The sequence below is a fragment of the Arthrobacter sp. genome (assembly GCF_031179985.1).
In the GTDB taxonomy this organism is placed as follows: domain Bacteria; phylum Actinomycetota; class Actinomycetes; order Actinomycetales; family Micrococcaceae; genus Arthrobacter.
Map to the genome: position 1 here is coordinate 1 of NZ_JAPSHJ010000071.1, position 11,493 is coordinate 11,493.

The following is an 11,493-nucleotide window of genomic DNA, read 5'->3' on the forward strand; positions in this document are numbered from 1 at the left end:
CGGTAGGAGGGCCAGTCGAAGACGGGGCCCTCTGCATCTTCGAGGCCGTAGCGCTTCCGGTACTCGTCGTAGCTGAAGAAGGGCTCGTGCGGGTCGAAGCATTCGATCTGCAGCATCCACTGGTCCTGGTCGACGTTGGTCTGCATGAACTCCAGGCCTGCGTTGAAGGTGCGGGTCTGCGGGTGGTCAATTTCATTTTTGAGGTACTGGCGGTTGATCCAGTCCTGGCGGGTTAGCTGGTTGTCTGCGTTCAGGGTCGTTGGCGGGGTTGCCTTGGCGACATGCCCCTTCCAGGCGTCGCCTTCCTGGCCCCGGAAGAACTCGTAGGTGTTGAAGCGGTTGTGGTAGGTCGCGCCGCCGTCTTCCCAGTAGTGCTGGTGGTCGGTTACAAGATGGGTGTAGACGCCTTGGCCCTTGAGGATTTCGGGAACCGAGTCATCGAAGGGCTCCAACGGACTCCAGGATCTGTGGAGGAAGTTGTAGCGGCCGGTGTGCATTTCCCGACGCGCCGGCATGCACGGCATGCTTCCGGCGTAGCAGTTGTTGAACATGGCCGTCTGCCTGGCCAGGCGTTCAAAGTTCGGTGCATGTACATCCTCTGCCCCGTAGGGCGGAAGCATGTGGCGGTTCAGGCTGTCGAACATTACGACGATGGCTCTCATTAGGGCTGACCTTCCGATCCGGTTCCGGCAAGCAGCAAGCGCCGTTCCTCGCGGCGCTCACGCTGCCGCCGAGGATCCGCCACCGGCGCGGACATCAGGAGCTTCTGCGTGTAGGGATGCGTCGGGTGCGAGGTGACCTGGTCGCCGTCGCCGTATTCCACGATGTCGCCTTTGAACATCACAGCCACGCGGTGGCTGATGTGCCGGACCACTGACAGGTCGTGGGACACGAAGAGGTAGGCGACGCCCGTCCGCTCCTGGATTTCAATAAACAGATCCAGAACCCGCGCCTGCGTCGAAAGATCCAGCGCCGAGACGGGCTCGTCGCAGACGATCAGGCGCGGGGACAAGGCCAGTGCCCGGGCGATAGCGACACGCTGCCGCTGGCCGCCCGAGAACTCGCGCGGATACTTGTCCACGGCGCCGGAGGGCAATCCGACCTGTTCCAGCAGCTCGCTGATGCGTGCGCGGGCGGACCCCTTCAGCTCAGGTTTAGCCAACAGCGGTTCACTCAGGATGTCCCCGACAGTCATGGTGGGATTCAACGACGTGTAGGGATCCTGGAAGACAACCTGGATCGAGTCGCTGAGCTTACGCCGTTCCTTGCGGTCCAGGGCCGTAATGTCCTGGCCGTCGAAGGTGATGGTTCCCGAGGCCGGCTGGACGAGACCCAGGATGGCCCGGCCGAGGGTGGTTTTGCCGGAGCCGGACTCGCCCACCAACCCAACAGTTTCCCCTGGCAGGATGTCCAGTGAAACTCCGTGGAGGACTTGGAAGGGCTTTGCGCGGAACCCTTTCCGAGGGTATTCGACGACCACGTCCTTGGCCACCAGCAAGGGAGCGGCGGAAGCTGTGTCATGCATGGTTTTGTCCTTTGCTGCTGCTGGAGAGGAACTTCTGTCCGAGCGGGGGCCGCGGCGGGGCATCATCGAGGGTCGCGCCCAGCAGGGACTTGGTGTAAGGCTCCGCCGGTGCGTAAAAGAGGGTTTCGGCATCGTTGGTTTCCACGACCCGGCCGTGCTGCATGACCACGACACGATCACAGAGGTCAGCAACGACACCGAAGTTATGGGTGACCATCACGATGCCCATTCCCATCTCGCTTTGCAGGTCGCGCAGCAAATCCAGCACTTCGGCTTGGACCGTCACGTCCAGGGCGGTCGTGGGCTCGTCGGCGATCAGGAGCTTCGGTTCACAGGAGACAGCGCCGGCAATGAGCACGCGCTGGGCCATGCCCCCGGAGATTTCGTGCGGGTAGGACCGGAACGTCCGCTCAGGGTCGGCAATGCCTACCCTGGCCAGGAGCGCCAGTGCACGTTTCCGGGCTTCTTCTTTGGAGATCTTAAGGACGGCCTGCATCGGTTCAACCAGTTGATGACCGATGGTGAAGGACGGGTCGAGGTTGCTCATGGGTTCCTGCGGGATGTAGGCAATGTCCCGTCCACGGAGCTTTTGCATTTCGCTCTCCGGGGCGAAGGTGATGTCCCGGCCGCGGAATTGGATGGACCCGGACAGTACCCGGCCGCCCCGCGGGAGCAGGCCCAGGATCGAGAATGCGGTCTGCGTCTTACCGGAGCCCGATTCACCAACAATTCCCACGATCTCCCCGGGCGCGACGTCGAAGCTGACGCCCCTGACGACCGTGATGGGGTTTTCGGTGTTGCCGTAACCGACTTGGATGTCCTTGACCCGGAGGAGGGGGGCTTTTCCGGGGTCTGCATCCAGAGCCTCGATAGCGCCTTGGGCAGCTGTGTGGCCGTGGGGATGCTGCGGGACGGCACGGGGGCGTACAGCGGCAGCGCGGGGGCCTTGCAGCCCGTCACGGACGGCGTTGCCGAGAAGGACCAGGGAGGCAACTGTGGCTGCGATGATCAGGCCCGGCCAGAGGATTCCTGGTGGGTTGATGTAGATGTTGCTGAAGGCATCCTGCAGCATTCCGCCCCAGGTGGGGGTTGCCGGGTCTCCCAGACCGAGGAATTCGAGGCCGGACTGGATGATGATGGCGATGCCGGCGATGACGGAGGTCTGGATGATGATGGGGGAACGGACCACCCGCAGGATGTGTCGGCTGATGATTCGGGTGTCACTGAGTCCTGAGACGCGGGCGGCATCAACATAGAGCTCGTTCTTGACGGCGATCACCTGGTTCCGGACAAGACGGAAGAAGCCGGGCGAGAGCATGACGCCGAAGACCGCCATGGTTGAGTACACCGATCCACCCAATGTCTGGTAGAGGGCGAGCAGGACGATCATCGCAGGCAGCGCCATCAGGATGTTTGATGCCCAGCTGAAGGCCGCGTCGAAGGCTTTGCCGAAATATCCGGCGATCAGCCCGGCGACGGAACCGAGCACGAGCGCGATGGTTACCGCTATCAGGGCCCCCAACAGAGTGTTTTGCCCGGCCCAAATGAGGCGGCTGAAGACGTCCCGTCCGGCACCGTCGCCACCGAGCAGGTAATCGGCTGATGGTGGCGCCAGGATCTTATCGATCTTCACCTCTGAGGGGTCATGAGGGGCAAAAAATGGGGCGACGACGCTGATCAGGATGATGAGCGTGAGGATGATGAGGGCGGTGAGTCCGAGGGGGTTGCGCAGGACGGTCCGCGTGATGGAAACACGCCCAGGCGCTGTGGGCAATGGGGCGTTGGTCAGGGCTGTGGTTGCTTCGGTCATTGCAGGCGCGCTTTCGGGTTGATCCAGCCATTGGCGAGGTCAATGACGAGGTTGACGATCACGACGAGGATCACCAGGGCCACTACAACGCCCATCAAGGCGGGCACATCGCCCTGGAAGGAGGAATTGATGGTCAGAGTGCCCATGCCGGGAATGGCGAAGACCCGTTCGATGACGACGGCTCCGCCCAGGAGGGCAATGAACTGCAGGGACAGGACGGTCAGCGCCGGGGGAGCTGCGTTCCGCAGGACGTGCCTGAGGAGCACGCTGGTAGAACTCAGGCCTCGGGCACGAAGAGTGCGGACGTAGTCCATGTCCAGAACGTCGATCACGGCGCCGCGGATCTGCTGCGCTGCGGAGGCGATACCGCCAAGAACCAGTGCGATGACCGGCAGGATCAAGGCGAGGAACCAGCCCGACAGGGATTCGGACATGGGTACGTAGCCGGTGGCAGGGAAGATAGGAACGGCCACGGCGAAGATAACGACAAGGACCAGGGCGACCCAAAAGTTCGGGAGCGAAAATCCGATGACGCTGACCACCTGGAGGAGCCGGTCAAGCCACCCGCCGCGTACGGCGGCCGTTACTCCGAGGATGGCGCTGATGACTGCGGTGACCAGCACTGCGAGGATCACCATTGACAAGGTGACCGGCAGTCGGTTGGCCAGCAGGGCGCTCACGGGTTCACTGGTGAACCAGGAAACACCGAGGTCACCTCGGATCGCGTTTGAAAACCAGTCGAAGTACTGCTCGTGGAGGGGACGATCCAAGCCCAATTCACGGGCTTTGGCGGCGACGTCGTCGGCTGTCGCATTTTCGCCGAGGATGTTGCGGGCTGCGTTGCCGGCGCTGGAGTAGATAAGCGCGTACGCGAGAGTGGTGATGACGAGGATGAGGACGACGCCGGCAAAGAGGCGACGTGCCAGGAAATTGATCATGGTTTCACCGTCTGGGAGTGGTGGTGGCCCGCAAGCAGCGGGCCACCACCTTTTGGTTGATTAGGAAGCAGGCCGGTAGTTGCGGATCCAAGGAGCAACATTCCACGGCTGAGCCGTGGCTTCAGTCTTGGCGCTGGTTGCGATGATGTTGTCGACCCGGTACCAGGGGGCAAACCAGGCGTTATCGACCATCCACGTATTCACGGCCTGCATCGCTTTGTCCTGTTCCTCGCCCGGCTTGGCGACCCGCGCGGCCTGAACCAGGGCATTCAACTCCGGGTTGTTGACCTTGGCGGTGTTCCATGGGGAAGTCGGCAGCGCAACCTTCTGGAAGTCCTGCCAGGCTGACTGGCTGCCCAGCGAGAAGAAGAACATTGGGAACTTGCCCGAAAGGACTTCCGAGATTGAAGCGTCAGCGGATACCTTCTGCCAGTTGACCCTGATGTTCAAAGCCCCAAGCTGCTGCTCAATGATCGGGGTGAGTTGAGGGTAGGTGGCGAGATCGGGCATCAGTACCTCGAACCCGTCGGCGTACCCTGCTTCGCTCATCAGTTTCTTTGCTGCATCCAGATCAAAGCTGTACTTGTTGTCCAGCTCCTCCACATAGGCCTGGCTCTTGGTGTTGAAAATCTGGTCTGTAACTTCGCCCTGGCCCAACTGAAGGTTTTTCAGGATGGACTCGGCATCGATGGCCATATTAATGGCCTGACGTACGCGGACATCTCCGAGAGCAGGGACAGTTTTGCCTTCGCGGTCAGCGATGAAAAGTCCATGCCAGTCCACAGGTTCGGTACTGACCTTCAGCCGGCTCCCTTCCGCCTCCTTGATGCTCTTCGCTTCGATGATGCCCGCGTCAACCTGACCGGACTTCAGGGCGTTGAGCCGGGCGGTGTTGTCGGCGATAGGCTTCACGACGATCTTGTCGTAGGGGAAGTCTTCCTGGTTCCAGTAGTCCGGATTCCGCGTGTAGGTGTACTGGCTGCCTGCTGTGGTTGCCGACTTATCCAGAGTGTAAGGGCCACTGCCCACGGGGGTGGTCGCGATGTCCGGGGAAGCAAGGGCAGTCGGGCTGGCCACGGCGCCACCTACGACGCCCAAGTAGAACACCAGGCCAGGATCCGGCTGGGACAAGTTAAGATTTACTTCCGTTGGACTGACAACGTCGATGCTTCCGATGGAAGCGGCCATGTAGGCGTTCTGGCCCTTGCCGTTTTTAAGATGCTCCAGGTTGGCCTTCACGGCTTCACCGTCGAAAGGTGCGCCGTCCGTGAATTTAACACCTTCGCGGAGTTTGAGGTTCAACACCGTGTTGTCCGCGTTGTAGGACCATTCAGTGGCGAGGTTCGGTTGAAGCTCGGCGTTCTCATCCAGTACCAGGAGCGTGTCGTAGACAGGCATCCAGTAATGGACCCTGTTGCCGATCTCCAGAGCCGCCCGGTCGAACGAATTGTTGTCGAAGGGGCTGGCCAGCGTGAGGGTTCCACCGGTTGCGGCACCACCGGTCTGGCCCTCGGACGTCCCCCCGCCGCCGCCGCCGCAACCGGTGAGCAGGAGACCGCTCACTGTCACAGCTGCAAGAACGGCCGCCGCACGTTTACCTAGTTGCACTGCATTCTCCTTTGAATGTTCCGGCTGCCTCTTGCGGCGGCCTATGGGAATAGTCCTATAGTCGCCGCCCCTGCTGGTGATGTCAAGGGAATGATGTAAGTTGCATCACTTTTGTCGGAAGCGTTGACACCCGGCGCCCCGCCGCTACTATGGGAATAGTCCTATAGGTACCGGTAACTGACCTGGCCTGAAGGACGCTGAGACCTCATCCGGGGTCCTTCCTGCGCTAAGACAAGGACGTCAATGGAAACCGAGACCGCCACTGTGGACCGTCAACTGACAGACCTGCTGACCGAGCTGACCCTTGAGGAAAAGGTTCAGCTGCTGACCGGCCGTGATTTCTGGACCACATGGCCGATGGAGAAGATCGGCCTGCGGCGGATACTGGTCTCTGACGGGCCGACAGGGGTCCGGGGCGAGGTGTGGGATGAGCGTCAGCCGTCCATGAATTTTCCGTCCGCAACCGCCATCAGCTCATCCTGGGATCCTGCGATCGCCGACCGGCTGGGTGCCGCCTCCGCTGTCGAGGCCCGGCGCAAGGGTGTCGATGTCGTGTTGGGCCCGACCATCAACCTGCACCGATCGCCCCTGGGCGGCCGGCACTTCGAGGCGTTCAGTGAGGACCCCGCCCTGACAGCCGAGCTTGCCGCGGCGTACGTTTCCGGTGTCCAGCGCAACGGTGTCGGCGCCACCCCCAAGCACTACATCGCCAACGACTCGGAAACGGACCGGTTCACCGTGGACGTCAGGGTCGAGGACCGGCCGCTGCGTGAGTTGTACCTGCTGGCGTTTGAGAAGGCCATTGTCGAGTCGAAGGCCTGGCTGGTGATGAGCGCCTACAACTCCATCAATGGTGCCACCGCCACCGAAAACGAACTCCTGGAAACCCCGTTGAACAGCGAGTGGGGCTTCGATGGTGTGGTCATCAGCGACTGGACGGCCGTCAGGAGCATTAACAGCGCCCGGTATTCCCAGGACCTGGTCATGCCGGGACCTGAGGGGCCCTGGGGCGAGGCCCTGGTCGCGGCAGTCAAAGCCGGGGAAGTGGAGGAATCCAGCATCGACCGGAAGGTCCTGCGGATCCTGCAACTCGCTGCCCGGGTCGGGGCACTGCAAGGTTTCGAAGGCGTCGGTCTGCAGGAAGCCGACCGCGAGGACCCTATTGCGTTCGCCCGGGAAGCCTCCGCCGCCGGAACCGTGATGGTAAAGAACGACGGCGTCCTGCCCCTGGACCCCACCGCAGTGAAGACTGTCGCGGTCATTGGCCATAACGCCCGGTACGCGCGCACCCAAGGCGGCGGCTCCGCCACGGTGGTCCCGGAAAAGATCGTGACCCCCCTGGATGCCATCCAGGAAGTCTTTGGTGCTGACAAGGTGACCTACAGTGTGGGGGCTGTCGTTCAGGAAGGCATCGCCGAACTGCCCTTGGAGCGGCTGCAGAACCCGGAGACCGGGGACCCCGGGCTGCGGGTCCGCTTCCTTGACGCCCAGGGCAACGAGCTCGCTACGGAGGACCGCCGGGCGACCGCCCTCGTCTGGTTCGGCGGCGATGTACCGATCGAAGCGTCCTCCTTGGTTGAGTTCCACACAATTTTCACCCCGGAACAGACCGAAACCATCAGGCTGGGCTTCTCCACCGTAGGTAACGGCAGGATTTTCGTGGACGATGTGCTGCGCCACGAGGAGAACATCGTGCCGGTCGGCACGGACTTGGGCGCGGCTTTCCTTGCCCCGCCCTCGGCGTCCGTGGAAATCCAGACCACGGCCGGGGTTCCCCTGGACGTGCGGGTGGAGCTGGACACCAGCGACCGCACCGGACCACTCTCCAACGCCCTCAGCATCACCATTGGCATTGAGCCCGACGACTCCGACCCGGACTCCCTGATCGGGGAGGCCGTGGAGGCCGCGCAGGCCGCGGATGTCGCCGTCGTCGTAGTCGGCACCAACTCCCGCGTCGAATCCGAGGGCTATGACCGGACCACCCTCGAACTGCCGGGTCTGCAGGACCGCCTGGTCCACGCTGTCGCCGCCGCCAACCCCCGCACTGTGATCATCGTCAACTCCGGCGCACCGGTCCTGCTGCCCTGGCGTAACGAGGTCGCCGCGACCCTGATCGGATATTTCGGCGGCCAGGAATTCGGCCACGCCCTCACCGACATCCTCACCGGCGCCACCGAACCCGGCGGCCGGCTCCCCACCACCTGGCCCGCAACGCAGGAAGACGTACCCGTCATCAACGTCACCCCCGACGCCGACGGGAAGCTCACCTACGACGAAGGCATCCACATCGGCTACCGCGCCTGGCTCAAAGCCGGAACCGCGCCCGCCTACGAATTCGGCTACGGCCTCGGCTACACCGACTGGACCCTTGATGCAGTTGACGGGCCTGCCAACGCCGCCCCGGACGCTCTCGTCCCCCTTGCAGTACGCCTCACCAACACGGGTGGGAGGGCTGGCAAGAACGTCGTCCAGGTCTATGCCGAAAAACCAGATTCCGCGGTCGACCGTCCGGTCCGTTGGCTCGTCGCCTCCACCCCTGTCTGGGCTCAACCCGGTGAGACTGTCACTGCAGTGCTCAACGTCCCGACCCGGCTGCTCGCCTACTGGGATAACGGCTGGACCTACGAACCCGGCGACTACACCCTCAGCATCGGCACGTCCGTCACCAACCTGCCTCAGGCCGTGACGGTCCGCCTCGCGTAGTGGTACAAGAAGCCCTTTTACAAAAAAGGGCACGATCGGCGGAGATCATGAACAAGAAAGCACAAACCCAGCTTCCAGCCGACGCTGTGGAAGGAAGAGGAGAGCGACCGCCGGGAATGGTGGAAGTCAACGTGGCAACGGCTGAGGAGATGGACACGGCTCTGGAAGAGGCCATCGCTGTTGTCACTAAGACTGCAACACACCACCGTGTTGGCGTCCTCGTGACGCCAACTGGCGCCGGCAGTTACATAGTCCGGGCACACCCGGCCGTTCCCTACGGCCTCATCCGGCAACAGCAGGGGTGATCGCCATTTCATGGGCAAAGTTGGACCGAGCCGCGCCGGAGGTGAACATCATCGGAGAACCAGCGGAGCTTTACCCTCTACGTAGCAACACGCACGCCAGGACCTACCAAACGGGCCTGAGCTCAACGCAACGAGCCGCTGTTGAAGCGCCCTAAAGTGCCGGAGCTAATCGAGAGCAGGAGCGACAGCAGCGATGGTTGTCGCTCATCGGCCGAGCCTCGCACAGCAACGGAGCCATTCTTGTTACTGCACCCTTGGGAGACCACTTGAAATGACCGTCGCCATCACCCCTGCAGGAAGCGTCCGCGGCCGTCTAGCAACAGTTGAAGGCCGTGAAGTAAGGTGCTTCGCTGGTATCCCCTACGCGGCTCCGGTTGACGGAAGGCGGAGGTTTCTCCCGCCAATTCCTGCCGGCTGCTGGACCGGCGTGAAGGATTGCACGGTGCCTGGTCCTGGGGCACCGCAGAATCCCCAAGCCCTTGCTCCCCCTGGCCGCGAACCGCGGACATGGAACGAAAAAGGTTGTCTCAACCTAAACGTCTGGACGCCGCACAGGGGTGGCTCCGAGTTGCCGGTGATGGTCTGGATTCATGGCGGTGCATATATTTCAGGCTCTGGTAGCGACAGAATGTTCGACGGCGCCAAGCTCGCTGCCACGACCGACACAGTTGTGGTGACCATCAATTACCGGCTCGGCGCGTTGGGTTTCCTCCATTTGGCCGAGCTCCTGGGACCAGAGTTTTCGGACTCATCCAATCTTGCACTGCTGGATCAGGCTGAGGCGTTGCGCTGGGTGCAGAGGAACATCTCAGCCTTTGGCGGAGACGCAGATAATGTGACCCTTTTTGGTGAATCGGCCGGTGCTGCGGCGATCGGTACGCTGCTGGGGATGCCTGTCTCCCGCGGACTGTTCCGGCGAGCAATCATGCAGAGCGGCACTGCGGAACGGTATCGAAGCGCGGAGGACTCCTCCCGCATCAGCTTTGAGTTCCTGTCGCTTTGCGGACTGGACCACGCTAACGCTCATGAACTACTCACAGTTCCGGTGGGGCAGCTACTCGAGGCACAGGAGAAACTGGTTCAACGACTGGGGTCAGAAACCTTCACGGTCCCGCTGCCCTTCCAACCCACTGTTGGAACACCGTCACTCCCGGCACCCCCACTGGAGTCGGTTCGACAAGGCCTTAATTCTGACGTTGATCTGCTGATAGGAACGAATTTAAACGAGGGATCACTTGCTGTGCAGGGGCACCCTGCTAATTCGCCTGAGCCCTCTTACGCTCATCGCGCCGCGATGGTGCTGGCGGAAGCTGGCGTTGCTCCAGGGCGGGAGGGGGAGTATGCCCAAGCTCTTGCCCTGACTTTGTCAGCGAATGCCACCGGCGAGCAACTGCTGGAAGCAGCCATTTCTGACAGCCTGTACCGGCAACCCAGCAACCGGCTATTGGGCGCGCGACAAGGTTCTTCCGCGAAGAATTTTTCCTATCTCTTCACTTGGCCCAGCCCTGCCATGGGCGGGAAGCTGGGCGCCTGTCATACCTTGGACATCCCCTTCGTGTTCAGGCAACTAGCCTCTCCGGAGGCTGAGTTCCTCACGAAGGGAAACGCGCCGCAGGGCCTGTCCGACAAGATGAGCTCGGCATGGGCCGCCTTTGCGCGCACAGGCGAACCGGCAGCCACTGGGCTGCCGGATTGGCCCGTATATTGGCCGGAGCGCAGGACGATGATCTTGGACGAGGTGCCCGTAGTGGAGGAAGACCCTCTTCGGGAACTCCGCGAGTTCTGGGCGTAGATGCCAGCAGCTACCAGCCGCCGGTGGAGAAGCTAAGGTTCGAACAGTTCCAGCCTCCTCCTGGCTTCGTTCTTTTGACGCCGATAATGGATCCGTCAAGCTTCCGGCCTCGCAGACTATTGAACATCAGAGGCGAGGCACGGGAGGGGCTCACTCCAGCTTGGCCTGGCGCAGGTACTGGTAGACGGTCTCCCTGCTGATTCCGTAGTCACGGGCAAGGAGGGCCTTTGGAACACCGGTGCCAGCGCGCTGGACGAGTTCGGCTGCCCGTTCCGGCGTGAGGGTCTTTTTCCGTCCTTTGTAGGCGCCGCGCTGTTTGGCCAGGGCGATGCCCTCCCGCTGTCGTTCCCTGATGAGGGAACGTTCGAATTCAGCGAACGCACCCATCACGGAGAGCATGAGGTTGGCCATGGGGGAGTCCTCACCGGTGAAGACCAGGCTCTCCTTGACGAACTCCACCCGCACACCTTTGCGTGTCAGACTCTGGACCAAGGCACGCAGGTCATCAAGATTGCGGGCCAACCGGTCCATGCTGTGCACAACCACGGTGTCCCCGTCGCGGGCGAACAGCAGCATTTCCGTCAGCTCTGGCCTGGCCGTGTCCCGGCCCGAGGCCTTATCCGTAAAAACCCTGTCCAGAACCTGGCCTTCAAGCTGACGTTTCTCGTTCTGGTCCAGCGTGCTCACGCGAACATACCCAATCCGCTGTCCGCCCACGGACGCCTCCCAACCCTCGTCTCGTCAGGTTGAGTTCTAGGCTCATCCCAGAAGAAAGTCAAGACCTGCATCCTGGTGCGTCAGGTTGGGGTGTA

Annotated in this window: 9 protein-coding genes; 3 read left to right on the forward strand and 6 right to left on the reverse strand. The window is 62.1% G+C overall.

Annotated elements, in window-relative coordinates; translation table 11 throughout:
* From RIN13_RS19040 to RIN13_RS19060, 5 genes are all read right to left on the reverse strand, one after another.
* A partial coding sequence (locus RIN13_RS19040; protein ID WP_309108882.1) for a sulfatase occupies nt 1-662 on the reverse strand: 662 nt, incomplete at its 3' end.
* On the reverse strand, nt 662-1,525 hold the full coding sequence (locus RIN13_RS19045; protein WP_309108883.1) for an ATP-binding cassette domain-containing protein: 864 nt from the start codon (nt 1,523-1,525) through the stop codon (nt 662-664). The genes RIN13_RS19040 and RIN13_RS19045, both read right to left, overlap by 1 nt.
* Entirely contained in the window at nt 1,518-3,335 is a 1,818-nt protein-coding gene (locus RIN13_RS19050; RefSeq protein ID WP_309108884.1) for a dipeptide/oligopeptide/nickel ABC transporter permease/ATP-binding protein, read from the reverse strand. Before RIN13_RS19050 ends, RIN13_RS19045 begins: the two co-directional genes overlap by 8 nt.
* Complete coding sequence (locus tag RIN13_RS19055; protein ID WP_309108885.1) at nt 3,332-4,273, reverse strand: ABC transporter permease; 942 nt, start codon at nt 4,271-4,273, stop codon at nt 3,332-3,334. Before RIN13_RS19055 ends, RIN13_RS19050 begins: the two co-directional genes overlap by 4 nt.
* Nucleotides 4,274-4,333: 60 nt before the next feature.
* On the reverse strand, nt 4,334-5,881 hold the full coding sequence (locus RIN13_RS19060) for an ABC transporter substrate-binding protein (RefSeq protein WP_309108886.1): 1,548 nt from the start codon (nt 5,879-5,881) through the stop codon (nt 4,334-4,336).
* Between the two features lie 243 nt (nt 5,882-6,124).
* Between RIN13_RS19060 and RIN13_RS19065 the strand changes: the two genes are divergently transcribed.
* From RIN13_RS19065 to RIN13_RS19075, 3 genes are all read left to right on the forward strand, one after another.
* On the forward strand, nt 6,125-8,584 hold the full coding sequence (locus RIN13_RS19065) for a glycoside hydrolase family 3 C-terminal domain-containing protein (RefSeq protein WP_309108887.1): 2,460 nt from the start codon (nt 6,125-6,127) through the stop codon (nt 8,582-8,584).
* Between the two features lie 47 nt (nt 8,585-8,631).
* On the forward strand, nt 8,632-8,889 hold the full coding sequence (locus RIN13_RS19070; protein ID WP_309108888.1) for a hypothetical protein: 258 nt from the start codon (nt 8,632-8,634) through the stop codon (nt 8,887-8,889).
* Nucleotides 8,890-9,160: 271 nt separating this feature from the next.
* On the forward strand, nt 9,161-10,681 hold the full coding sequence (locus RIN13_RS19075; RefSeq protein WP_309108889.1) for a carboxylesterase/lipase family protein: 1,521 nt from the start codon (nt 9,161-9,163) through the stop codon (nt 10,679-10,681).
* Nucleotides 10,682-10,831: 150 nt separating this feature from the next.
* On the opposite strand, the gene RIN13_RS19080 is transcribed toward RIN13_RS19075, so the two are convergent.
* Complete coding sequence (locus tag RIN13_RS19080; RefSeq protein ID WP_309108890.1) at nt 10,832-11,398, reverse strand: recombinase family protein; 567 nt, start codon at nt 11,396-11,398, stop codon at nt 10,832-10,834.
* Nucleotides 11,399-11,493 lie beyond the last annotated feature (95 nt).